The organism is Carboxydocella sp. ULO1 (genome assembly GCF_002049255.1).
Classification (GTDB): domain Bacteria; phylum Bacillota.
Window position 1 is genome coordinate 154,368 of record NZ_BDLQ01000031.1, and the last position, 22,194, is coordinate 176,561.

A 22,194-nucleotide genomic window follows, 5' to 3' on the forward strand; every position below is an offset into this window, starting at 1 on the left:
ACTTTTAGAGGACGGCAGGGAGGTATATGCGGCTCCGCAAAGGGAGTCCGCATATACCTTCTTACCTTGTTAGGGAACTAGTAAAATAATGGTACAGCCAGGAGGTGTTTTCGGGGTGCTGAGATTTTTAGTGAGGCGTGCGATTTCGGTGGTGACCGCCCTCTTTTTTGTGGTGACCCTCACCTTTTTTATGATGAAAGCCATTCCCGGCGGGCCTTTCGATGCGGAAAAGAAACTGCCGCCGGCTATTCAGAAGAACCTGGAGGAAAAATATCACCTTAATGATCCCCTGTACAAGCAGTACCTGGATTACTTGAAAGGGGTAGTAACCTGGAACCTGGGCCCGTCTTTCAAGGAAGAAGGGGTTACAGTCAATGATATCATCAAAACCTATTTCCCTGTCTCCGCTACCCTGGGGGCAGTAGCTGTTGCCTTTTCGTTGCTAGTAGGTATTATTTCCGGAATCATAGCTGCATTACGACATAACAAGTGGCAGGATTATCTGGCCATGATTTTGTCCACTATCGGATTTGCTGTGCCCAGTTTTATTCTGGCGACCTTGCTGATGTACGTGTTTGCCCTCAAACTGCAATGGTTTCCGGCAGCGATGTGGGGGAGCTGGGAGAATGTGGTACTTCCCGCTCTGGCGCTATCCGGGATGCCGACTGCGGTTATTGCTAGATTTATGCGCTCCAGCATGTTAGAGGTCTTACAACAGGATTATATCAAGACAGCTAAAGCCAAAGGGTTGTCTGAACGGGTAATTATCTACCGGCACGCTTTGCGCAATGCCTTAATGCCCATTATTACCTATCTGGGCCCTCTGGTGGCCGGTATCTTCACCGGTTCCTTTGTGGTGGAGCATATTTTTGCTATTCCTGGTCTGGGCCGCTATTTTGTCACCAGCATCAGCAACCGGGATTATACCGTGATCATGGGTCTGACTATCTTCTACAGTATTTTCCTGGTTTTGATGAACCTGCTGGTAGACCTGGCCTATGCGGCTGTTGATCCGCGCATAAAACTTGTGGAGAAGAAAGGGTGATCACGGTGGAGCTGTCCAAAGAGATGTTTCAACGGGTGGAAGTAGAAAAGGGGGCGGCAGAAGCCATCGCCCGACCCAGTACCACCTTCTGGCAGGATGCCTGGCGGCGTCTGAAGAAAAACAAGCTGGCAGTAACCGGTCTGTGGATTATCGGGATTATGATCATTCTGGCTATTTTTGGCCCCTATATCAGCGGGTATACTTATTCAGATCAGAACCTGAACGCAACCAACCTGCCCCCTTCAACTGCGCACTGGTTCGGCACCGATGACCTGGGCCGGGATCTCTTCACCCGGGTGATGTACGGTGCCCGCATCTCCTTGTTCATTGGGATTGCCACCAGTTTGATTACCTTTATCATCGGTGTTATCTATGGTGGCATTTCCGGCTACCTGGGCGGGAAAGTGGATGAAATCATGATGCGGATTGTGGAAATCTTCTGGTCTGTACCTTTCCTGCTCTACGTGATTTTGTTGATGGTGATCATGACTCCCGGCCTGAAAACCATCTTGATTGCCCTGGGAGCGGTTTACTGGATGGGGATGGCCCGGATTGTACGGGGACAGGTGCTGGCCTTGAAAGAACAGGAATATGTGCTGGCAGCCCGCACTCTGGGGGCCAGTTCCTGGCGTATCCTGTTCCGCCATCTGATTCCCAACGCCATGGGTCCGATTATCATTCAAATGACTCTGGCTATTCCGGAAGCAATTTTCACCGAAGCCTGGCTCAGCTTCCTTGGTCTGGGGGTTTCTGCACCTATGGCATCCTGGGGTGTGCTGGCCAGTGACGGCATCAAGGGGATTTACTCCTATCCCTGGCAGATCTTCTTCCCCGCGATGTTTATCACCATTACCATCTTAGCCTTTAACTTCCTGGGTGACGGGCTGCGCGATGCCCTCGATCCCCGTATGCGCAAATAGGAGGTGCTGGGATTGCAACAGGAAAAACTCTTAGAGGTCAAAGACCTGCGGGTGTCTTTCTTCACCTATGCTGGTGAAGTACAGGCTGTCCGCGGTGTCAGTTTTCATGTTAATAAAGGAGAAGCAGTGGGGATCGTAGGGGAGTCCGGTTGTGGTAAGTCAGTAACCTCTCAGTCCATTATGCGGCTGATTCCCTGGCCCCCCGGGAAAATTGTAGGTGGTCAGATTCTTTTCCAGGGCAAGGACCTGGTTAATGCCACCGAACAGGAAATGGAAAAAATCCGGGGCAATGAGATCGGTATGATCTTCCAGGACCCCATGACCTCCTTGAACCCCACCATGACCATCGGTCGGCAAATTGCCGAAGGTTTGATCAAACACCAGGGTTTGAGCAAGGAGCAGGCCCGGGCTAAAGCAATTGAGATGCTGGGGAAGGTGGGCATTCCCAGCCCGGAAAAACGGGTGGACCAATATCCGCATGAATTTTCCGGAGGTATGCGGCAACGGGTTATGATTGCCATCGCCCTGGCCTGCAATCCCAAACTGCTGATTGCTGACGAGCCTACTACTGCCCTGGATGTGACCATCCAGGCCCAGATTATCGATTTAATGCGGGATTTGCAGAAGGATATGGATACTTCCATTATCCTGATCACTCATGATCTGGGGGTAGTGGCAGATCTCTGCGAAAGGGTCATCGTTATGTATGCCGGTAAGGTAGTGGAAGTGGGTACTGCCCGTGATATTTTCCACAAACCTCAGCATCCTTATACCTGGGGGTTGCTGCGTTCTGTACCGCGGCTGGATGCCCGCAAAAAAGAGCCTCTCAGCCCCATTTACGGTACACCACCGGATTTGCTCAATCCACCTAAAGGCTGCGGTTTTGCTGCCCGTTGCGAATATTGCATGAAAGTCTGTTTGGAGCAGGAACCACCGGTAACAGACCTGGGGAACGGCCATCAGGTAGCATGCTGGTTGCAACATCCTCAGGCGCCTAAACCGGAACGCCTGCAGGTAAAGGAGGTGGGCTAAGTGGCCAAACAACCACTGGTAGAAGTTAAAGGATTGAAAAAGTTTTTCGAGGTAGGCCACGGCCAGGTCCTGAAAGCGGTCAATAACCTCAATCTGACCATTCATAAGGGAGAAACTGTCGGTCTGGTAGGGGAGTCAGGTTGCGGTAAGTCCACTGCCGGTAGGACCATCATTCGGCTCTATGAGCCCACAGCCGGTCAGGTTCTATTCAATGGCCGCAATATCTATGATCTGAAGGGGAAAGAGTTGCTGCAATTGCGGCGGGGCATGCAGATGATCTTCCAGGACCCCTATGCTTCCCTGAACCCCCGTATGACGGTAGGGGATATCATCGGGGAGGCGCTGGATATCCACGGTCTGGCCAAGGGCAAGGCCCGCCAGGAACGGATTATCGAGCTCTTGCGTCTGGTTGGCCTCAATGCCGAGCATGCTAACCGCTTCCCCCATGAATTTTCCGGGGGTCAGCGGCAGCGGGTGGGTATCGCTCGAGCCCTGGCAGTAGAGCCCCAGTTCATTATCTGCGATGAGCCCATCTCCGCCCTGGATGTGTCCATTCAGGCGCAGGTGGTTAACCTGCTCAAGGATTTGCAGGAAAAAATGGGCCTGACCTATCTCTTTATAGCCCATGACCTGGCTATGGTTAAATACATCAGTGACCGGGTAGCGGTGATGTATCTGGGCAAGATGGCGGAGCTGGCTGAGTCCTTTGAACTGTATGACCGGCCGCTGCATCCCTATACCCAGGCCTTGCTGTCAGCTATTCCCATTCCCGATCCGGAAGTGGAGGCTTCCCGGCAGCGCATAATCCTGCAGGGGGATGTGCCCAGTCCCATCAATCCCCCCAGTGGGTGCCATTTCCGCACCCGCTGCCGTTATGCCAAGCCTATCTGTGCTGAACAGGAGCCGGAGTTAAGAGATATGGGCGGCGGTCACATGGTAGCCTGCCACTTCGCCGGTGAAGTGGGTAGATAAATGAAAAAAGCCCCTCTGGAATAATTTTCTATTCCGGAGGGGTTTACGTTTGTTAAATTGATTCAATACCCAGCCTATCCGCCAGCTCCCGGGCAAAATTAACATACTTATCCCGGATCGCAGCATTTTCAGGATCAGCCTCAATTTCGGCAAACAGCCGATTGAGGCTTTCTTTTGTCTCCGGGGCCAGCTGACGCCAGGCCAGAGGATAGATGACATTGTCTTCCTTATGGATGTGTTCCTGCAACAACTGCTCATAGCCGATGGCATTGGCAATCACATCCAGTTTGGCACTCTTATCGCCCTGATCCCAGCGGTTGAGAGCTTCCGCCAGTTTGCTGATAAACCGCCGCCCCAGATCGTGTTCCACCAGCATGCCCAGCACGGGACCATCCTTCAACCGCTGGTCCATTTCTCCTTCCATACGGTTAAACAGCTGGTCTTCTTCTTTCATGTGATGATATTTATCGGCATAGTTGCGGACAAATTCAATAATCTGCCGGAAGAGGGCGGTATCCACCTCCGCCCCTTCCACTATCTGAGAACAAAGCTGGCGAATAGCCTTTAATACCAGCAGGATAGGTTTATGTTCGGCAATCAGGATCTCTTTTGCATCCATTGAATTTCACCTCTTAATCTGAATGACGATGGTGGCCATGACTGTGACCGCCTCCGCAGCCGCAGGAAGGGGTACCACTGGTCAGTTTGCCTGCAAGGAAGGCTGCAACTGCTTCTTCAACAGTGCCACTGGCTCCACAATAGACATTAATACCGGCAGATTGCAAGTGAGACATAGCTCCCTGACCGATACCCCTGGCCAAGGCCACGCTGACCCCTTCTGATTGCAGCAGTTCAGCCAGGCGGCCGTGCTGATGCTGGTAGCTGGCTGTATCGACCAGAGCTTTATTGACAATCTGGTTGTCTTCCACTGTTACTATGGTAAACTGCCGGGAACGACCGAAATGGGGATTAACCTGACCGTTTTCAGTGGGTATAGCGATTTTCATCGTATATCTGCCTCCTCCGTGAATGAGTATGCCATGGCCCATGAGCAGGGCATGGGCGATTTTTTGCCGGGCCTGTTTGAGCAGGCGGTGAAAAGTAGGGCGACTCACCCCCATGGTCTGGGCACATTCCTCCTGTTCCAGATCCAGATAATCTTTAAGGCGAATAGCTTCCAATTCTTCAAAGGTGAGTTCAATATCATGCAAATGGCTAGAAGGAACACCTGCCGGTTTATAATAGCGTGCCCAGGGCAAAGCTCTAATATGTCGACACCGGGTAGGTCGGACCATTCCATCACCTCCTTATTTTCAACATAACACGATTATGAACATATGTCAATAATAATTGGCATGAAATACCATGAATTTTTTTCGTTAGAAATATAACACTATAAAAGGAAAATTACTGGGGAGGTGAAGTATATGCCTGGCCAACTGTCTCAAAAAGAGCTGACACTGTTGCAGGACCAGATCAATAATGAGCGCTTGCTGGTTGCCAAGTTCAACAGCTATGCAGCTCAAACTACTGATCCCCAAATTCGGGCTATGTGTCAGCAAATAGCCCAGCGCCATCAACAGCACTACAATACCCTGATTCAATTCCTGGGACAATAAGGAGGTGAAAGCCATGTTCGGCCAAATGACAGATAAAGATCTTCTGCAGGACTTACTGGTAACGGAAAAGTACATTACCTCTGCCTATGACAATTTTGCCAATGAATCTGCCAATCCCAGCCTGCGTCAGTCGGTACTTAACATACTCAATGATGAACACAATATTCAGTCCGATCTCTGGAATACCATGAATCAGCGGGGCTGGTATCAGGTTCAACCGGCTCAGCCCCAGCAAATTCAGAGTGCCATCAGTCAGGTTATGGGCGGTGGTGTCACCATCAGTCGAATTGGTCAGCAATTTGGCCAACAGCCCATGGGTCAACAGCAAATGGGACAATTTGGCCAGCAAGCCATTGGTCAGCAACAGTTTGGCCAGCAGCAGATGGGTGGCTTTGGCGGGGGTGTAACCCTGACCCCATCTCTGGCTCAGGCCCAGAATGTGCTGCAATCCAATCTGAGCAATATGCGGCAACAGGTGATGAACGACTGGACCCAGACCAACCCCGATTACCAGATGCAAGCCGGTGGTTATGGCCAGCAGCAATTCGGCAGATACTAAGACCAATGGGAGGAGCGATTTTTCGCTCCTCTTTTTATGTTATAATAGTAGAAAATGAATAAAGCGACACAGGGGGGATTAAACTGGAACAGATCAGGCAGGCAGCGCTGGCTGCTGGTTTTCTGGATGCTGGTTTTACTTCATGGCAGGGCCAGACCGCCCTGGTAGTAGCAAGGGCCATGCCTGAGCAGGGATGGCAACGTCGACAGGAGGGAAGGTGCCAGGGCTATGTGGCTCGGGTGGCCTGGGGTCAGGATTATCACCGGGTTATGCGGGAAATGCTGGAACGAGTTTTACAGCGAATGGGGTTAACAGGACAAATCCAGGTAGACAGCGGGCCCTGGCCGGAAAAGGAACTGGCAGTAAAAGCCGGCCTGGGCTGGATTGGCCGCAATACCCTGTTTTACCACTGGCAAGCCGGCTCTTTTGTTAACCTGGGGGTAGCTTTATTGCCCTTCCCAGCAGATGGAGGGAAGAACGAAATAGAAAAAAAACCCGGCAGCCGTTGTGGACAGTGTCGGCGCTGTTTGGAAGCATGCCCTGGTGGCGCCTTGACTGAACAGGGGCTGGTGGTGAGCCGCTGCCTTTCAGCGGTCAGTCAGCGGCGAGGGGACATAACTGAAGCAGAGGCAAGGTTGCTGCCGCCCCGACTGTACGGTTGTGATGATTGCCAGAAAGTCTGTCCCTATAACCGGGAGCAGGTAAAGAAAATGGGGGACTGGGGCTGGATAGATGTGGATGAGGTCTTGAGTTTAAGTAACCGGCAATTCAAGGAGAGCTGGGGCAAAACAGCGGCGGGCTGGCGCGGGGCCGGGGTAATCCGGCGCAATGCCAGGCTGATTACAATTTCACAGAATGGACAAAAAAATATGGTATACTGGAATAAAAAAGATAATGGGGGATAAGTGATGGCGAGAGTACTGGTGGTAGATGATGAAGAGCGGATCAGAAGGATGTTGAGGTTGTTTTTGGAAAAAGAAGGACTGGAAGTTCTGGAGGGGGAAAACGGCCAGCAGGCAGTGGAGCTGGTGCGAAAGGAACGGGTGGACCTGGTGGTACTGGATCTGATGATGCCGGTCATGGACGGCTGGGAGGCCTGTCAGCAGATTCGCAGCCAATCCCAGGTTCCGATTATCATGTTGACGGCCCGGGGGGAAGAAGAGGAAAGGATTCATGGTTTTGAACTGGGAGCTGATGATTACGTAGTCAAACCCTTCAGCCCCAAGGAACTAGTGCTGCGCATAAAAGCCCTTTTGCGGCGCAGCCTGGGCTCAAGTCCAGTGGAGGGCGAAGAAAAAGGGCTGAGTTTTCCTGGCCTTACCATTTTGCCGGAGAGCCGGAAAATCCTGGTGGAACAGCAGGAAGTTGCCCTGACTCCCCTGGAGTATGATTTGCTCCATTTCCTGGCCCGGCATCAGGGGCGGGTATTTACCCGGGAGCAGCTGCTGGAAAAAGTCTGGGGCTATGATTATTTTGGCGATTTGCGTACCGTGGATACCCATGTCAAACGGGTACGGGAGAAACTGGGGAAAATCAGTACTGAAGTAGCCGGTTATGTGGTCACCGTTTGGGGTGTGGGCTATAAGTTTGAGGTGAAGAAATGACCTGGCTCAAGCAACTGAGAGAAAGTATCGTTGTCAAGCTCTGGCTTTCCATGGTATTGTTGTTTGTCGGAGTAATGATTATCCTGGGCCTGGTTTTGAGTTCCATGTTTGAACAGTTCTATTTTAACTGGCAGGCCCGTGACCTGATCAATCGCAGCCTGCAGGTGGGCAAGGTACTGGCTGAGGAAGGGGACTGGGCCAAAGCCTATACCTATGCGGAAATTCTCAGTGAAGAGGATGGGGCTACCATTGGGATTGCCAATTACCACGGGGTGGTAATGGGGTGTTCCAATCCGGCACATTTCGCCCGGGGAGCGCGTATCAGCCAGGAAGAGCTGGAAGCCCTATCTGCTGGGCGGATACTGGTTAAACAGGGCAACATACCCGGCCAGCGGCAGACCCTCCTGATGGTACTGGTACCGGTGGATTTACCGGAGAGGGTCATGCCCGGCATGGGGCCCTGGCGGGGCGGCCGAAATGCCAGTTTACAGCGGATTGGGGTATTTGCCTATGTGCCCGTAGCTCCCATCACTGAAACTATTTTGCAGGTACGATTATTGTTAAGTGCCACAGCCATGGGAGCAGTGGCCCTGATCACCGTTCTGGGGTTGCTGATGAGCCGCAAAATTACCACGCCTTTGCTGGCTATTACTGAGGCAGCTAGTGCCATGATTAGAGGGGATTTCAGCCGGAGGGTAGAGGTAAATTCCGGGGATGAAATCGGACGGCTGGGTCAGACTCTGAACAAACTGGGGGAAGAACTGGAACGTTCCCGGCAGGCCCAGGAGGGGCTGGAAAAAATGCGCCGGGATTTTATTGCCAATGTGTCCCATGAACTGCGCACCCCGCTGTTTTTGATTCAGGGTTACACTGAGGCTTTGCAGGAAGGGCTGGCAGCAGATGAGGCAGCCCGGGAGGAGTTACTGGCAGTGATTATGGACGAAACCAGACGGATGCAAGGTCTGGTCAATGAACTGCTGGATTTGGCCCGCTATCAGGCGGGACAGGCTCCTTTACGAATGGAGCCTATACAGGTAGAAGAATTGCTGGCCGGGGTGGCCCAGAAGTTTCGCCCCTGGGCCCAGGAACAGGGGATTAGTCTGGAAGTGGAGGCGCAGCCAGGGCCTCCGCTGACCGGAGATTATGATGCGCTGACCAGGGTGCTGATTAACCTGACGGATAATGCTCTGCGTCATACGCCGGCCGGGGGACAGGTGACCCTGCTGGCTGAGCCGGAAGCAGATGGCTGGAAAATCAAGGTCAGGGATAGTGGTTATGGCATTCCTGCAGCGGATATCCCCTATATTTTTGAGCGGTTCTACAAAGTGGACAAGGCCCGCACCCGGGGGCGGGGCGGAACAGGCCTGGGACTGGCGATTGCCCGTTCCATTGTGGAGGCCCATGGAGGTAGTATCAAGGTGGAGAGCGAAGAGGGCAAAGGTACCGAATTTCAGATCTTTTTGCCCGCTAAGGTGTAGGCAAGGACCTACACCTTTTTTCCTTTTCCGGCATATGATGCTGTATGACCGGGAGGGAGGCAGTATTATGGCTGTGGAAACGGGACGAGCGCTGCGGCTGGCCTGCCAGGCCTATGGGGTGGAACCGGTGCTGGTGACCAGGTTGCAGGAGGATGTGTACCGGGTGGATTATGCCAGCGGTGCCCTGGCTCTGAAAATTACCGACATGAAACCGGAGCGCATCCAGTTCCTCTGGTTCTTGCAGGACTGGCTGTTTCGCCAGGGGTTTGAGCGGCTGGCTCCGCCTCTCTACACCCTGGCCGGGCAGCCTTATGTTCAAATCGGCTCCTTGACCTTTATCGCTACTGGCTGGGTGGAAGGCAAAAAATGCCGGTTCAGCAAGGAGAGCCATCTGACGGCAGCGGCCCGGGTGCTGGGTGAGTTTCACCAGAAAGCCAGCCAACTCAAGCCCAGCGGAGATGGGGGCGGAAAAGCCATGTGGCAGCGCTGGCCCTGGGTTTGGGAGAAACGCTGGCAGGAACTGCAGGAATTTCGCGACCTGGTACGAAAACGCGATTTACTTACCCCCTTTGACCGCCTTTTCCTGAATTCTGTCAATGATTACCTGCGGCAGGGGGAGCAGGCCATTACCATGCTGCAGGGCAGTGCCTATCGCAGCCTGGCCAGCTGGTCGGCCCGGGAAAGGACTTTTATTCACCGGGATGTGGCCGCTCGCAACTTCCTGATCGATGCAGAGGGGAGAGGCTGGTTGATTGATTTTGATTATGCCCGTTATGACCTGCATATTGCCGATGTGGCCCGTTTGCTGGATCGAAGCATGCGACGGTATCACTGGAAATTTAACCAGGCCCGTCTGATTCTGGCCGCCTACAACCAGGCCCGCAGCCTGAACCGGGAGGAAATCGAGGTATTGCAGGCATTTCTGCTTTTTCCCCAGCGTTACTGGCGGCTGGTCAACCGTTACTACCGGGAAAAACGGGATTGGAGCCAGAATGATTTTCTGCTCCGAATGGAAGATCTCTTGCGCCAGCGGGGGGAAAAGCATTATTTCCTGGCAGAGTTTGGCCGTTACTTTGGTTTGCGCAGTTATCGCGGGGGAGGAGTGGCCTGATGCAGCTGGAAAAACTATTGAAAGAGGAGTGGGGTTTGACGGTCAAAAAACTGACTCCGGTACGGTCAGCCTGGCGGGTGGAGGCAGAGGAAGGGATTTTTGCCTGCAAGTTTAGTCGTAGCAATCCGGAACGATTGAAACTGCTGGTAGAGGCCCAGGAATATTTGCTGGCAGCTGGATTTAACCGTTTTGCCCGGCTGGTGCCTGCTCGGACGGGGCAATGGCTGGTACAACCGCAAGAGAAGGCCTGTCTGCTGACTACCTGGGTCAATGGAGAGGAACCCAGCTATTACCGGCAACGAGATCTGCTGGCGGTGAGTCGCGTTCTGGGCCAGTTCCACCGGGTGGCCTGCCAGTTCCCTGCTGCCCGGGTAGGCCAGGGCAAGGATAAGCTGGGGCAGTGGCCCAGGAAACTGGAGAAAAAAAAGGAGGAACTGGTGCAATCCCTGGAACTGGCCCGGCAGGAGGGAAACCGGGATCTGTTTAGCATCATTCTGTTATCCCGGCAAAAATGGTTACTGGAAATGGCCCGGGAGGCGGTAGAGGCTGTACGGCACTCCCCTTACCAGCAGCTGGTGGAAAGTTATCAGCGGGAAGGTCTGGCCCCTCTCTGCCATGGGGATACAGCGATGCGCAATTTTCTCCTGCGCTTGAATGGAGGTCAAACTGAGGGCTGGTTGATTGATTTTGATTCCCTGGCGGTTGATTTGCCGGTGGTTGATCTCTGGCGTCTACTGCGCCGCAGTCTGCGCCGCAACTACTGGTCCCAGCCTCTGGCCTTTGCCATGTTGAGAAGTTATCACCGGGAAAGAAAAATGACCCGGGAGGAAGTGGAAGTGTTGACGGCCTTGTTGACTTTCCCGGAAAAGGAATGGCGGCTGGCCAAAGCCTACTATCGTCAGCTGGACCAGCTAAGTGCCAGGGATAAATGTCGGTGGGCCGGGAAATTGCTGGACCTGGTAGCGGGACATGAGGACAAGGAGGCTCTGCTCCAGCAGCTGCCCCAGGTCCCCCTGACGGAAGAATATATTCCCTGGCTAAATGGATTGGGTAAGGAGGGAGCAGACAGTGAAAATCGCCGTCCTGGCTGATACCCATGTGGGCGACCGGCGGGAAAAACTGAATGAACGTATACTGACTGCCATTCAGGGGGTGGATATGATTTTTCATGCCGGTGACATAGTACAACCGGAGACCCTGGAGGAACTGGCCCGCATCGCCCCGGTGGAAGCAGTAGCTGGCAACCATGATTGCCAGCGCTTTGGCCTGGACCTGCCACGGCGAAAAATCGTGGAAGTGGCGGGTTACCGTTTTGGGCTAATTCATGGGGATGAATTCTGGGGGGTACACATGAACAAGAGCCAGCAGCTGGAATATCTATACCAGCTGGCAGTGGAACCTTTTCTGGAAGAAGAACCTCTGGACATGATCGTTTTCGGCCATAGTCACCGGCCCATTCTGGATTCCTGCAAGGTGGTATTCCGTCCCTCCAGTCCCATGGGAAGAAAGGAAAAGCGGACAGTACTGCTCTTTTCTCCGGGCATGGGCCATCGCAACCGCTATTTGTCCACTATTGGCTTTCTTCATCTACAACCGGCAGAGTTGCGGGCCGAAATAATGGTCTTCGGGGTACCGAAAGAAAAAAAAGGTCCGGTAATTGAATAATTTTGCTTTATTTTTTAGCCTCCTTTGGTATAATATTCATGTCTTATATTTAACCAAGGAGGCGTCAGAGCAAAAATGGAATTATGGTACACCGAAAAACAGACGGAAAATGTTGGTATTACCTGTAAAATCACTCAGACCTTGCATACAGAAAAGACTGAGTTTCAGGATCTGGCGGTGATCGATACCCTGCAATTTGGCCGCATGCTGGTTTTGGATGGCATGGTCCAGACTACCATCAAGGATGAATTCGTTTACCATGAAATGATCTCCCATGTAGCCCTCAATACCCATCCAAACCCCGCTAACGTCATGGTCATCGGTGGCGGTGATGGGGGAGCGATTCGGGAAATCATCAAACACCCCGGAGTGCAGAAAGCTACCCTGGTGGAAATCGATGGCAAGGTAATTGAGGCTTCCAAAAAATATCTGCCGGAAATTGCCTGTGCCCTGGATGACCCGAAAGTGGATGTGCGGGTGGAAGATGGTATCAAGCATATCGCTGAACATGAGAACCACTATGACATTATCCTGGTGGACTCTACTGAACCGGTAGGACCGGCTGTGGGTTTGTTTGCCGCTGATTTCTACCGTTCCATTTACCGGGCCCTGAAGGAAGATGGTATCATGGTGGCCCAGACTGAATCTCCTTTTTTTAATGCTGATCTGATCAGCCGGGTTTTCAAGGACATATCCGCTATTTTCCCTATCACCCGGCTTTATCTGGCTTCTATTCCCACTTACCCCAGTGGTCTCTGGTCCTTTACTATGGGCAGCAAAAAATATGATCCTCTCGCGGTTAAAGAAGAGGATATCGCTCAATATCCTACCAAATACTACAATGCGGCTGTGCACAAGGGAGCTTTTGCTCTGCCCAATTTTGTCGCCGAGCTGCTGAAGTAGGTGGCCAGGATGTTAAAACAGGTTGAACGCATCAGTGATTTCATGGGTTCCACCCGGGACTGGGCCGAGGCCAAATCGGTAATTATCGGCATTCCCATGGACTTTACCACTTCTTTTCGTCCTGGTACCCGGCTGGGGGCGGCAGCGGTAAGAGGGGTATCCTGGGGAATCGAGGAATACAGCCCTTACCAGGATCGGGACCTGGCTGACCTCAGCTATTATGATGCCGGGGATATGGCCCTGCCTTTTGGACAGGTGGAGGAAAGTCTTAAGATCATTGAACAGGTCACTGCTGAAGTGCTAACTGCTGGCAAGTTTCCTCTCTTCATCGGAGGCGAACATCTGGTCAGCTATCCCATTATCAAGGAATATGCCCGCCGTTATCCGGACCTGGCGGTTATCCATTTTGATGCCCATGCCGATTTGCGGGAAGATTATCTGGGCAATCCCCATTCCCACGCCACGGTGATGCGCAAAGTTGCAGAACTGATTGGGCCACAGAATGTCTACCAGTTCGGGATTCGCAGTGGTACCCGGGAGGAATTTGCCTATGGTCGGGCCAAAACCAATTTTTATCCTTTCCAGGTGTTAGAACCACTGCAGAAGGTGATACCGCAGCTGCAAAACCGGTCTATCTATGTGACCCTGGATATCGATGTGGTTGATCCTGCTTTTGCGCCGGGAACCGGCACGGCTGAACCGGGGGGCATATCGGCAGCGGAAATGCTGGCTGCCATTATCGCCCTCAAGGAATTGCAGGTAGTAGGATTTGACCTGGTGGAAATCGCGCCCCAGTATGACCAGAGTGAACGCACCGCCCTGCTGGGGGCCAAAATCGTCAGGGAAGCGCTGCTGGCTTTTACGGAAAAATAGTTGCCATTAATTACAATTTATGATAATATATATGTGTGATTTATCACATGACTTTTCACCCCACCTTTTATACGCCCGCATTATGCGGGTGTTTTTTTGTGTAAGTTTGTAAATTTTTTTGACTTCTATAAGGATAAAGCATATAATAATAGCAAAGGATGTGTTCAGTATAGAAGGTGGATGTTATGGCAACTGTATCTTTTGATAAGAATATTATTATCAGAGAACCAGAAGCAATTGAAAAACTGATTGATGTACTTTTGTCTGAAGATGTGAAACCTGTCAATAAGAAGCTGGCTTCTGCTGAGGAGATAGCAAGGGGTGAAGAAATATTAAGACGTTGCTTATCCCTCTCGAAAAATTCTTAGGGATGGCTTCCGAAAAGAAAGTATCGGAAGTCATCTCTATTTTTAAATGCGCAAAAGATCGTGATATTGAAAATTTTATTAAAGAGAAAGCAATTATTTATGAGAAAAAAGCAAAAAGCCGAACATACCTTGTTTTTGATGAGGAGGCATTATTAGAAGGAGAATTTAAGCTCCTGGGATATTTTGCCCTGGCATTACAGTCGCTCAAAATACCTGAAGGCACCAGCGTATCCCAGATTCGCAGACTCGATGGGCTTTATTCAAGAAAGGAGACGGATTAATTACTGAAATACCTGCATTTTTAATTGGTCAACTGGGAAAAAATGATCTATATAAAGATGATATAAACGGAGATAAGTTAATGAAATATGCCCTCGCGGTTATCTCAAGAGCACAGGAAATAGTAGGTGGGCGGATTGTTTTTTTAGAATGCCAGGACAAGCCCAAGCTAATTGATTTTTATTCACGAAATGGATTCAAGATTTTTCGGAAGGATCCACTGGATAATTTAGTTCAAATGATTCGTTTAATTAACTAAGCAACAAGAGGACCGCTGATAGGTCCTCTTGTTTTTTTCCCACCCCTGACATATAATATAATTAACATATCAACATATATAAATATATAAATAAAGGAGGCCTTATTAAACATGAGTGCCAAATCGGGTTTATCGCTCCTCGATCGTTTCCTCACTCTCTGGATTTTCCTGGCCATGGCGCTGGGAGTAGGGCTGGGCTGGACCTTTCCCGGACTGGCGCAGTGGTTGGATAGTCTCTCGGTCGGTACCACTTCCATCCCTATCGCTATCGGTTTGATTGTGATGATGTATCCGCCCCTGGCTAAAGTAAATTACCGGGAGCTGGGTAAAGTGTTCCGGGATGGTAAGGCCTTATCCCTTTCCTTGCTGCAGAACTGGGTGATTGGCCCGGTGCTTATGTTCATCCTGGCAGTAGCCTTTTTGCGGGATTATCCTTCATTTATGGTAGGCTTGATTCTCATCGGCCTGGCTCGCTGTATCGCCATGGTGATTGTCTGGAACAGCCTGGCCAAAGGGGATACGGAATATGCGGCAGCTCTGGTGGCCTTTAATTCCATCTTCCAGGTCCTGTTCTATTCTGTTTATGCCTATATTTTTATTACCGTCTTGCCCACCTGGATTGGGCTTAAAGGCTATGAAGTGCATATTTCCATGGCTGAGGTAGCCAAATCGGTAGCCATTTATCTGGGGATTCCCTTTGCGGCCGGGTTTTTAACCAGAACCCTGCTGGAACCGGCTAAAGGTAGCGAATGGTATATGAAAAAGTTTGTGCCTAAAATCAGTCCCCTGGCGTTAATTGCTTTGCTCTTTACAATTGTGGTAATGTTTACTTACAAGGGGAAATATATAATTGAACTGCCTCTGGATGTGTTACGCATTGCAGTTCCCCTCTTGATTTACTTTGTGGTTATGTTTGCGGTTTCCTTCTTCCTCAGCCGCCAGGCGGGAGTTGATTATGGCAAGACAGTGAGTCTGTCCTTTACCGCAGCCAGCAACAACTTCGAGCTGGCGATCGCGGTGGCGGTAGCTGTCTTCGGGATTGAGTCCAAAGAGGCCTTTACAGCGGTTATCGGTCCCCTGATTGAGGTGCCGGTGATGATCGCTCTAGTTAATGTAGCTCTGGCCTGGGGTAGAAAGTATTATGGCTTAAAGGATAGCAGCATCTGACAGGAGGCTAACCATGAAAGAACTGGCGGAAAAACTGCGGGCCCTGGCGGATGAGAATCGGCTGCAGATTATCCGGCTGCTGGCCCGGGGAGAGCTGTGTGTCTGTGAAATCATGGATTATCTGGAGATGAGTCAGCCAACAGCCTCCCATCATCTGAAAATCCTGAGACAGGCCGGACTGGTGACGGATCGCAAAGAGGGGCGCTGGAGTTATTACCGTTTGCAGTCTGAGGCTGTGCAGGCACTGACGGCAGAAATCCAGGGCCTGCTTGTCACCGGGGAACCACTACCTCCCCGGCCTGCCAGCCGGTGTCAGCCAAAGGAGTAAAAGAACATGAAAGCGGTCAAAGATGATGAACTAACCTGGATCCCTACCTGTTGCAATGGCTGTGGCGGCCAGACCGGTATTCTGGCCGGCATCAGGGATGGGGAGGTAGTCAAAATCAAGCCCAATTCCGAAAACCCGATCGGAGTGGCCCTGACCTGGGAGGAGTTTCAGGAGCAAAAACAGCGCGGTGGGCGGGTCTGCTTGAAAGGAGTGCATGCTCCCCGGCAGTGGGCGGATCCGGAACGCCTTACCCGGCCCCTTCTGCGCAAAGGGCCACGGGGCAGCGGGCAGTGGCAGACCATCAGCTGGGAAGAGGCCCTCGCACTACTGGCGGAACGGCTGGAGCAGTTGCGGCGGGAACATGGGCCGGAAAGTCTGCTCTGGTTTTGTGAAGATCATTCCTTTATTCACATTCAGGAGGAGTTTTGCCGGGCCTATGGCACTCCCAATTTCCTCAACCACACCAATATCTGCGATGCCGGTCGGCGGGCCGGATTTCTGCGGGTTCTGGGCATAGAGCGTCCGCTGGCCCATTTGTCTCAGGCCCGGGTCATTCTGCTGCTGGGCTGGAACCCCCTGGAGGCAGTAAAATGGATGTACTTGCCGGCAGCTCTGGAGCAGGCTCTGGACCAGGGGGCCCGGCTGTTTGTGGCTGACCCGGTCAGGAGCAAAACCGCCTGCCGCGGTCACTGGCTGCCAGTGCGACCGGGAACCGATGGGGCCCTGGTGCTGGCTCTTTGCCATATCCTCTGGCGGGATGGCAAATATCAGCGGGATTTTGTCCAGCAATACACCAGTGGCTGGGATGAATTCGCCGTCTATCTGCAGGACAAAACCCCGGCCTGGGCTGCCGAACTGACTGGCCTGGAGGAAAGGAAAATTGAGGAACTGGCTGCTCTGCTGGCCGAATATGCACCCAGGGTAGTGGTGGATGCCTGGTGTGGTGTCAGCCATTACAGTAACGGTATGGAAACTACCCGGGCGGTGGCCTGTCTCAATGCCCTGCTGGGAACCATTGATCGCCCCGGTGGATTGCTCTGGCCGGAAAGGTTTAAACTGACGGGGCGTCCTCCGCAACCGAACTGGCCGCAGATTGCTAGTCCTGCTGTCGATGGGCGAGGAGCAGCCTATCCCTTTGCCCACAAGTCCGGCAGTTATGTGGCAGCCCGGGAAGCCATTCTCAGCGGACAGCCCTATCAGCCGCGGGCGGCAGTGGTGGTTTTTCAGAATCTGATGCTATCCCTGCCCAATGTGGAGAAAAGCGAAGCAGCCCTGCGTCGCCTGGATTTTCTGGCTGTTTGCGATGTCTATCTGTCTGAAACGGCCCTGCTGGCTGATCTGGTCCTGCCAGGTACTCATTTTTATGAACGTTATGACCTGACAGTAAACTGGACGGCTTTTCCTTCCCTCAGTTTGCGCCAGCCGGTGGTGGAGCCGCGGTCCGGCATCTGGCCGGAATATGAATGGATTCTGGAACTGGCCCGGAAATTGAGCTTATCCGGATTTGACCTTTCTTACCAGCAGTACTTGGACTGGCAGGTGAAACAGGCCTGTGGACTTTCCTTGTCGGAACTGGCCAGCCTGCCGGGAGCGGTATTCAACCGGGGACCGACCTGTTATGAGAAATGGCGGGAACGGCCCTTTCCTACTGAAAGCGGCCGCATCCAGCTGGGCTGTGACTGGCAGCCGCCAGGGACTTTGCCCAATCAGGATTATCCCTTTTATATGGTTAACTGGAAAGTGTATCAGCATACCCATACCCGCAGCCAGAACAATCCGGCTCTGTTACAAGCCTATGGGGAAAACCCCCTCTGGATTCATCCCGAGACAGCGGCAGCTCTGGGTATTGGCCCGGAGGACCGGGTACGGGTAGAATCAGAGTATGGCTGGATTGAGAGCGGGGTTTTCCTTACAGAAGGTATCCATCCCCGGGTGGTAGGCCTGGCCCATGGTTTTGGCCACTGGGCCCTGGGCAGTCGGGCTAAAGGGCGGGGGGCAGCCGTAAATCGTTTGTTGGCCGGTACGGCAGAAGCAGGCAGCGGTCAGGCTATTCTCAAGGAATGCCGGGTTAGGCTAAGAAAGGTTGACAAATGAACCTTCCCTTGCTAAACTATACTTAGCATATACACAGGGGGAGTAGCTGTCGGGCAAATTGCCCGGTGAACAGAGTCGTCATTCCGGCCGTTTAGGCCCGGCTCTGTTGGCTGATGGAGCCAAGCAAGACCCTGTCTTTCCTGAGAAGGAAAGGCAGGGTCTATTTTTGTTAATAATAAAGTTGATAGGAGGGGATAGTTATGTTGTGGCAGTTATTGGGAGGACTGATTATTATCTTAATTGGGGCTGAACTTTTCACCAATGGGATTGAGTGGCTGGGCAAAAAGCTTAATCTGTCCCAGAGTGCAGTGGGAAGTGTGCTGGCGGCTGTCGGCACAGCCTTACCGGAAAGCATGATTCCGGTGGTAGCCATTTTATTTGGTGTGGGAGAAGCCGGGCATCATATTGGGGTAGGGGCGATTCTGGGTGCCCCCTTTATGCTGGTCACCCTGGGGCTGGCCCTGGTGGGAACCGGGGCTCTGGTTTACCGGAAGCGACGGGAAACAGGCACTGAGGTGGCAGTCAACAAAGGACAGCTCAACCGGGATCTGGGCTTCTTCCTGGTCTTCTACGGTCTGGCGGTAGTTGCAGCTTTCCTGCCCGGTTGGGCCAAATATGGTATCGCTCTGGTGCTGGCCGGGGGCTATTTCTGGTATGTCTGGCGTACCCTGCAGGCTGACTGTGAAGCCATCGGCCACTGTCCCCCTCTCTATCTGGCTCGCAAAAACCCGGAACCGGGCAAGCCGCTGGTGATTTTGCAGGTAGTGCTGGCATTAGGGGTGATTATCCTGGGGGCCAAACTGTTCGTAAGTGGAGTAGAGGAAATAGCGGTCTGGCTGGGCCTCAGTCCTATGCTGGTCGCCCTGATTCTCGCCCCGGTGGCCACCGAGTTGCCGGAAAAACTGAACAGCATTATCTGGATGCGGCAGAATAAGGATGTAATGGCCACTGGCAACATGACAGGAGCGATGGTCTTTCAGAGCAGCCTGTTGCCGGCCTTTGGTATGGTTTTCACCGACTGGCAGCTGGGGCAACAGGGGCTGACCAGTATCGGCCTGGCCCTGGTGGCTGCTCTAGTCCTCTGGCTGGTGAACCGGCGGCGCCAGGGCCGCATTCCAGGCCAGCTGCTCCTTTTGTTTGCGATTTTTTATTTGCTTTTTGTACTGACCATTATATAATGACAGCAGGGGGTGGTGTTCATGTTGTTAAGGGAAATCCTGGAAGCTAACCGGGAATTTGTCCAGCGCTGGGAACAGGAGCGGGAAGCCCGGCAGGCGGGCAAGTTGCCGGCCAAAAAACTGGCCATTTTCTCCTGTATGGATACCCGGCTAGTGGAAATGCTGGAGCCGGCCCTGGGTTTAAAACGGGGGGAAGCCAAGGTTATCAAAAATGCCGGTACTATTTTAACCGAAGATGTGGTACGCAGCCTGGCCGTGGCTATCTATTTGCTGGGGGTAGAAGAGGTGGTGGTAATCGCCCACCTCGATTGCGGAATGGCCAAACCGGATGCGGACAGGATGCGGCAGGCCATGCTGGCCCGGGGTGTGAAGCCGGAAGACCTGGAGGGTGTGGACCTGGCTGCCTGGCTTCAGGGCTTCGGGGAAGATTACCACGGCCATGTGCGAGAAGTGGTGGCAGGATTGCGCAATCACCCGCTTTTGCCTAAAGATATTCCTTATCATGGCCTTTTATTCTGTCCCGATACCGGGCATCTGGAACTGGTAGTGGATGGGTATAAAGAGTAAAAGCAGAGACCGTCTGGCCTCTGCTTTTGCCTTTACCGGTTGGCAGGCTTGAAGGTATTGCACATGGTGCCATCAGAAGAAGAGACCCGCTTATCACCGGTGGACATTACTTCGATGGTATTGGCAGTGCACATAGCATTATCATAATAGGTGCATTCTTCTACTTTGCATTTAATAGTGGCCATTTTTCTACACCTCCCCTTATAGATTTACAGGCATATTGTTTCATTTGTTTTCTGCTTTTATTCAGGATATAATTGTGTGGGGAGGGGATAATTGTGAGCAAAAAATGGTTAGTGCTGGCCAATGTAGCTCTTGGTACTTTTATGGCCACTCTCGACGGCAGCATTGTCAATGTTGCTTTACCCACCATAGCCCGGGATTTAGGTGTAACCATCGGGGAAATTCAGTGGGCAGTTACATCCTATTTATTAACTATTTCCGGTCTTTTGCTGGTATTTGGCCGGGCAGCGGATCTGTGGGGACGGCGGCGCGTCTATGCCAGCGGCTTTCTGGTTTTCTCCCTGGGTTCTTTTTTTTGTGGCCAGGCCAGTTCCCTGCTGGTCCTGATCCTGGCCCGCATCCTGCAGGCAGTGGGAGCAGCTATGTTAATGGCCAATAGCATGGGGCTGGTGACAGCAGCTTTCCCGCCCCAGGAACGGGGGCGGGCCCTGGGTCTAATCGGTACCGTGGTTTCGGCAGGCAGCATGACCGGGCCTTCCCTGGGCGGAGTAATGGTGGCTCAGTGGGGCTGGCCCAGTATCTTTTATATCAATATACCCATTGGACTTTTAGCTTTCATCTGGTCGATCTTCAACTTACCCCGGGAAGAAGAACTGAGCCGGGGGGAAACCTTTGACCGCCTGGGGGCAGTGCTGCTGGTTACCGGTTTAACTGCCTTTCTCTGGGCTCTGTCGGAAGGTTACAAACTGGGTTGGACTGATCCTCGCTTGCTGGCTGTTGGTAGCGCGGGGCTGGCACTCCTGATCTTTTTGTTTTACCGCATGCGCCGCATGGACAGTCCTTTAATCGACTTAACCCTGTTCCAGCGCCGCCCCTTTTTCTATGGCGGTATCACCGGTTTAATTTCTTTCATCTCCCTGTTCTCCACCAATTTGATTATGACCTTTTATGTCCAGCAGGTACTGGGTTATTCCCCGGCTCAGGCCGGAATCGCTCTTTCCGCTTTTCCGGTGGTAATGGCAGTTGTGGCCCCGGTGGCAGGCAGTTTGTCCGACAAATTCGGCTATCAGTGGTTGACCAATACCGGTCTGGCGGTCAATACCATCGGATTGCTGGCTTTGACTACTCTGAATAAAAACTCCTCTCTGCTGGCGGTTTTCCTGCACCTGGCCGTACTGGGCCTGGGTATGGGCCTGTTCCAGAGCCCCAATAACAGCAGTATGATGGAAGTTGTTCCCAAACCAAAACTGGGGATTGCCGGCAGCATCAATGCCCTGATGCGCAATGTGGGGATGGCTACCGGGATCGCCTATTCCATGTCTGTCTTTGGTACCGTCTACAAGCTCAGCCACGATTTTTTGCAGGCTATGGACTGGGTGTTTTATACAGGGGCCCTGATCAGTATACTGGGTCTGGTCATCAATATGCAGGGCCGAAAAGCGGTACAGGAGGGGGCCAGATAAGTTTTAGCTGTTCACCCTGGTAAAGCGACCGTTCAGAGGCCGGACAAGCCCGTTGGGGTGGTGAGTTAACATTAATTTAACATTAAAATTTTCGCTAAAAGTATTGACACATTCAGACATCATTAGTACAATAACTAACAAATATAGCTGTTATACATTATACAAGCGACGACGGGGAAGGCTGTCGGGAGAACGGACGCAAGAGAGCCGGGAGGGTGGAAACCGGTGTCACGGGCCCGGACGGGGATCACCCCTGAGCTGTCGGTCGAACCCTTGCTCAGGCAGTAGGCCGTACCGGGTTAGCCGCCGTTATCCGGCTACAGAGGGGTTCCGGTTTGCTTGACCGGAACAACCAGGGTGGTACCGCGGAAGGCATCTTCAGCCTCTCGTCCCTGTCGGGACAGAGAGGCTTTTTTAATGTTTAGGAAATTATGCTTTAAGGCTTGATGTGGATAACTTAGGGTGTTAAGGTAGAAATATGAGAGCGCATGAGAAAGAAAATAAACAATCAATAAAAATAGTCGATA

Annotated in this window: 26 protein-coding genes; 22 read left to right on the forward strand and 4 right to left on the reverse strand. The window is 52.3% G+C overall.

What is annotated here, in order from left to right; genetic code table 11:
• Nucleotides 1-115: 115 nt before the first annotated feature.
• The 4 genes from ULO1_RS06750 to ULO1_RS06765 are packed head-to-tail and all read left to right on the forward strand — an operon-like array spanning nt 116 to nt 3,969.
• Entirely contained in the window at nt 116-1,045 is a 930-nt protein-coding gene (locus ULO1_RS06750; RefSeq protein ID WP_079906276.1) for an ABC transporter permease, read from the forward strand.
• Between the two features lie 23 nt (nt 1,046-1,068).
• Nucleotides 1,069-1,965 carry an ABC transporter permease gene (locus ULO1_RS06755; RefSeq protein WP_143325424.1) on the forward strand — a complete coding sequence of 299 codons (897 nt, stop codon included), beginning with the start codon at nt 1,069-1,071 and terminating at the stop codon, nt 1,963-1,965.
• 12 nt (nt 1,966-1,977) lie between these two features.
• Nucleotides 1,978-2,997: an ABC transporter ATP-binding protein gene (locus ULO1_RS06760; protein ID WP_078664252.1), complete on the forward strand. Its 1,020-nt coding sequence runs from the start codon at nt 1,978-1,980 to the stop codon at nt 2,995-2,997.
• On the forward strand, nt 2,998-3,969 hold the full coding sequence (locus ULO1_RS06765) for an ABC transporter ATP-binding protein (protein ID WP_079933235.1): 972 nt from the start codon (nt 2,998-3,000) through the stop codon (nt 3,967-3,969).
• Nucleotides 3,970-4,021: 52 nt separating this feature from the next.
• On the opposite strand, the gene ULO1_RS06770 is transcribed toward ULO1_RS06765, so the two are convergent.
• Nucleotides 4,022-4,588 carry a hemerythrin domain-containing protein gene (locus ULO1_RS06770; RefSeq protein ID WP_078664250.1) on the reverse strand — a complete coding sequence of 189 codons (567 nt, stop codon included), beginning with the start codon at nt 4,586-4,588 and terminating at the stop codon, nt 4,022-4,024.
• A 13-nt stretch (nt 4,589-4,601) separates the two neighbouring features.
• The gene (locus tag ULO1_RS06775; RefSeq protein WP_079906278.1) at nt 4,602-5,264 is read right to left on the reverse strand and encodes a DUF134 domain-containing protein; all 663 of its coding nucleotides are present in this window, start codon (nt 5,262-5,264) and stop codon (nt 4,602-4,604) included.
• 132 nt (nt 5,265-5,396) lie between these two features.
• Here ULO1_RS06775 and ULO1_RS06780 point away from each other — a divergent pair, with 132 nt between their 5' ends.
• From ULO1_RS06780 to ULO1_RS06860, 17 genes are all read left to right on the forward strand, one after another.
• The gene (locus ULO1_RS06780; RefSeq protein WP_078664248.1) at nt 5,397-5,588 is read left to right on the forward strand and encodes a spore coat protein; all 192 of its coding nucleotides are present in this window, start codon (nt 5,397-5,399) and stop codon (nt 5,586-5,588) included.
• Nucleotides 5,589-5,601: 13 nt separating this feature from the next.
• Nucleotides 5,602-6,147 carry a spore coat protein gene (locus tag ULO1_RS06785; RefSeq protein WP_078664247.1) on the forward strand — a complete coding sequence of 182 codons (546 nt, stop codon included), beginning with the start codon at nt 5,602-5,604 and terminating at the stop codon, nt 6,145-6,147.
• A gap of 179 nt (nt 6,148-6,326) precedes the next feature.
• Nucleotides 6,327-7,052 carry an epoxyqueuosine reductase gene (locus ULO1_RS06790; protein ID WP_078664246.1) on the forward strand — a complete coding sequence of 242 codons (726 nt, stop codon included), beginning with the start codon at nt 6,327-6,329 and terminating at the stop codon, nt 7,050-7,052.
• A gap of 3 nt (nt 7,053-7,055) precedes the next feature.
• The gene (locus ULO1_RS06795; RefSeq protein WP_079906279.1) at nt 7,056-7,751 is read left to right on the forward strand and encodes a response regulator transcription factor; all 696 of its coding nucleotides are present in this window, start codon (nt 7,056-7,058) and stop codon (nt 7,749-7,751) included.
• Complete coding sequence (locus tag ULO1_RS06800; protein WP_079933236.1) at nt 7,748-9,229, forward strand: cell wall metabolism sensor histidine kinase WalK; 1,482 nt, start codon at nt 7,748-7,750, stop codon at nt 9,227-9,229. Before ULO1_RS06795 ends, ULO1_RS06800 begins: the two co-directional genes overlap by 4 nt.
• Nucleotides 9,230-9,296: 67 nt before the next feature.
• Nucleotides 9,297-10,340: a CotS family spore coat protein gene (locus ULO1_RS06805; protein WP_159446843.1), complete on the forward strand. Its 1,044-nt coding sequence runs from the start codon at nt 9,297-9,299 to the stop codon at nt 10,338-10,340.
• Entirely contained in the window at nt 10,340-11,431 is a 1,092-nt protein-coding gene (locus ULO1_RS06810; protein ID WP_079933238.1) for a CotS family spore coat protein, read from the forward strand. Before ULO1_RS06805 ends, ULO1_RS06810 begins: the two co-directional genes overlap by 1 nt.
• Entirely contained in the window at nt 11,409-12,005 is a 597-nt protein-coding gene (locus ULO1_RS06815) for a metallophosphoesterase family protein (RefSeq protein WP_159071812.1), read from the forward strand. The genes ULO1_RS06810 and ULO1_RS06815 overlap by 23 nt, the downstream gene beginning before the upstream one ends.
• A 75-nt stretch (nt 12,006-12,080) precedes the next feature.
• On the forward strand, nt 12,081-12,908 hold the full coding sequence (gene speE / locus ULO1_RS06820) for a polyamine aminopropyltransferase (protein ID WP_078664240.1): 828 nt from the start codon (nt 12,081-12,083) through the stop codon (nt 12,906-12,908).
• A 9-nt stretch (nt 12,909-12,917) separates the two neighbouring features.
• Nucleotides 12,918-13,781, forward strand: coding sequence for an agmatinase (gene speB, locus ULO1_RS06825; RefSeq protein WP_079906284.1), 864 nt, complete (start codon nt 12,918-12,920; stop codon nt 13,779-13,781).
• Between the two features lie 185 nt (nt 13,782-13,966).
• Complete coding sequence (locus ULO1_RS06830; RefSeq protein ID WP_078664238.1) at nt 13,967-14,149, forward strand: hypothetical protein; 183 nt, start codon at nt 13,967-13,969, stop codon at nt 14,147-14,149.
• Nucleotides 14,150-14,151: 2 nt separating this feature from the next.
• Nucleotides 14,152-14,430, forward strand: a complete 279-nt coding sequence (locus ULO1_RS15150) for a hypothetical protein (RefSeq protein WP_242946583.1) — start codon at nt 14,152-14,154, stop codon at nt 14,428-14,430.
• 368 nt (nt 14,431-14,798) lie between these two features.
• Nucleotides 14,799-15,854, forward strand: coding sequence for an ACR3 family arsenite efflux transporter (gene arsB / locus ULO1_RS06840; RefSeq protein ID WP_079906285.1), 1,056 nt, complete (start codon nt 14,799-14,801; stop codon nt 15,852-15,854).
• A gap of 13 nt (nt 15,855-15,867) precedes the next feature.
• Complete coding sequence (locus tag ULO1_RS06845) at nt 15,868-16,182, forward strand: metalloregulator ArsR/SmtB family transcription factor (protein ID WP_078664236.1); 315 nt, start codon at nt 15,868-15,870, stop codon at nt 16,180-16,182.
• A 6-nt stretch (nt 16,183-16,188) separates the two neighbouring features.
• Nucleotides 16,189-18,276: a molybdopterin-dependent oxidoreductase gene (locus ULO1_RS06850; RefSeq protein ID WP_079933239.1), complete on the forward strand. Its 2,088-nt coding sequence runs from the start codon at nt 16,189-16,191 to the stop codon at nt 18,274-18,276.
• 200 nt (nt 18,277-18,476) lie between these two features.
• Nucleotides 18,477-19,454, forward strand: coding sequence for a sodium:calcium antiporter (locus tag ULO1_RS06855; RefSeq protein ID WP_079906288.1), 978 nt, complete (start codon nt 18,477-18,479; stop codon nt 19,452-19,454).
• Nucleotides 19,455-19,475: 21 nt separating this feature from the next.
• Nucleotides 19,476-20,021, forward strand: a complete 546-nt coding sequence (locus ULO1_RS06860) for a carbonic anhydrase (RefSeq protein WP_078664233.1) — start codon at nt 19,476-19,478, stop codon at nt 20,019-20,021.
• Between the two features lie 32 nt (nt 20,022-20,053).
• Here ULO1_RS06860 and ULO1_RS06865 read toward each other — a convergent pair whose 3' ends face one another.
• The gene (locus ULO1_RS06865; protein WP_078664232.1) at nt 20,054-20,206 is read right to left on the reverse strand and encodes a DUF1540 domain-containing protein; all 153 of its coding nucleotides are present in this window, start codon (nt 20,204-20,206) and stop codon (nt 20,054-20,056) included.
• Nucleotides 20,207-20,299: 93 nt separating this feature from the next.
• Here ULO1_RS06865 and ULO1_RS06870 point away from each other — a divergent pair, with 93 nt between their 5' ends.
• Nucleotides 20,300-21,667, forward strand: a complete 1,368-nt coding sequence (locus tag ULO1_RS06870; protein ID WP_078664231.1) for an MFS transporter — start codon at nt 20,300-20,302, stop codon at nt 21,665-21,667.
• Nucleotides 21,668-21,984: 317 nt separating this feature from the next.
• On the opposite strand, the gene ULO1_RS15005 is transcribed toward ULO1_RS06870, so the two are convergent.
• Nucleotides 21,985-22,194: hypothetical protein (locus ULO1_RS15005; protein WP_207651127.1), on the reverse strand; the 210-nt coding region annotated here is incomplete at its 5' end.

What these genes read in the sequence shown, in the direction of transcription:
- ULO1_RS06785 (WP_078664247.1), top strand. Translation starts at nt 5,602, where the DNA reads ATGTTCGGCCAAATGACAGATAAAGATCTTCTGCAGGACTTACTGGTA.
- ULO1_RS06755 (WP_143325424.1), top strand. Translation starts at nt 1,069, where the DNA reads ATGTTTCAACGGGTGGAAGTAGAAAAGGGGGCGGCAGAAGCCATCGCC.
- arsB (WP_079906285.1), top strand. Translation starts at nt 14,799, where the DNA reads ATGAGTGCCAAATCGGGTTTATCGCTCCTCGATCGTTTCCTCACTCTC.
- ULO1_RS06860 (WP_078664233.1), top strand. Translation starts at nt 19,476, where the DNA reads ATGTTGTTAAGGGAAATCCTGGAAGCTAACCGGGAATTTGTCCAGCGC.
- ULO1_RS06800 (WP_079933236.1), top strand. Translation starts at nt 7,748, where the DNA reads ATGACCTGGCTCAAGCAACTGAGAGAAAGTATCGTTGTCAAGCTCTGG.
- ULO1_RS15150 (WP_242946583.1), top strand. Translation starts at nt 14,152, where the DNA reads ATGGCTTCCGAAAAGAAAGTATCGGAAGTCATCTCTATTTTTAAATGC.
- ULO1_RS06770 (WP_078664250.1), bottom strand. Translation starts at nt 4,588, where the DNA reads ATGGATGCAAAAGAGATCCTGATTGCCGAACATAAACCTATCCTGCTG.
- ULO1_RS06780 (WP_078664248.1), top strand. Translation starts at nt 5,397, where the DNA reads ATGCCTGGCCAACTGTCTCAAAAAGAGCTGACACTGTTGCAGGACCAG.
- ULO1_RS06795 (WP_079906279.1), top strand. Translation starts at nt 7,056, where the DNA reads ATGGCGAGAGTACTGGTGGTAGATGATGAAGAGCGGATCAGAAGGATG.
- ULO1_RS06805 (WP_159446843.1), top strand. Translation starts at nt 9,297, where the DNA reads ATGGCTGTGGAAACGGGACGAGCGCTGCGGCTGGCCTGCCAGGCCTAT.
- ULO1_RS06855 (WP_079906288.1), top strand. Translation starts at nt 18,477, where the DNA reads ATGTTGTGGCAGTTATTGGGAGGACTGATTATTATCTTAATTGGGGCT.
- speB (WP_079906284.1), top strand. Translation starts at nt 12,918, where the DNA reads ATGTTAAAACAGGTTGAACGCATCAGTGATTTCATGGGTTCCACCCGG.
- ULO1_RS06790 (WP_078664246.1), top strand. Translation starts at nt 6,327, where the DNA reads ATGCCTGAGCAGGGATGGCAACGTCGACAGGAGGGAAGGTGCCAGGGC.
- ULO1_RS06830 (WP_078664238.1), top strand. Translation starts at nt 13,967, where the DNA reads ATGGCAACTGTATCTTTTGATAAGAATATTATTATCAGAGAACCAGAA.
- ULO1_RS06845 (WP_078664236.1), top strand. Translation starts at nt 15,868, where the DNA reads ATGAAAGAACTGGCGGAAAAACTGCGGGCCCTGGCGGATGAGAATCGG.
- ULO1_RS06775 (WP_079906278.1), bottom strand. Translation starts at nt 5,264, where the DNA reads ATGGTCCGACCTACCCGGTGTCGACATATTAGAGCTTTGCCCTGGGCA.
- ULO1_RS06810 (WP_079933238.1), top strand. Translation starts at nt 10,340, where the DNA reads ATGCAGCTGGAAAAACTATTGAAAGAGGAGTGGGGTTTGACGGTCAAA.
- ULO1_RS06865 (WP_078664232.1), bottom strand. Translation starts at nt 20,206, where the DNA reads ATGGCCACTATTAAATGCAAAGTAGAAGAATGCACCTATTATGATAAT.
- speE (WP_078664240.1), top strand. Translation starts at nt 12,081, where the DNA reads ATGGAATTATGGTACACCGAAAAACAGACGGAAAATGTTGGTATTACC.
- ULO1_RS06850 (WP_079933239.1), top strand. Translation starts at nt 16,189, where the DNA reads ATGAAAGCGGTCAAAGATGATGAACTAACCTGGATCCCTACCTGTTGC.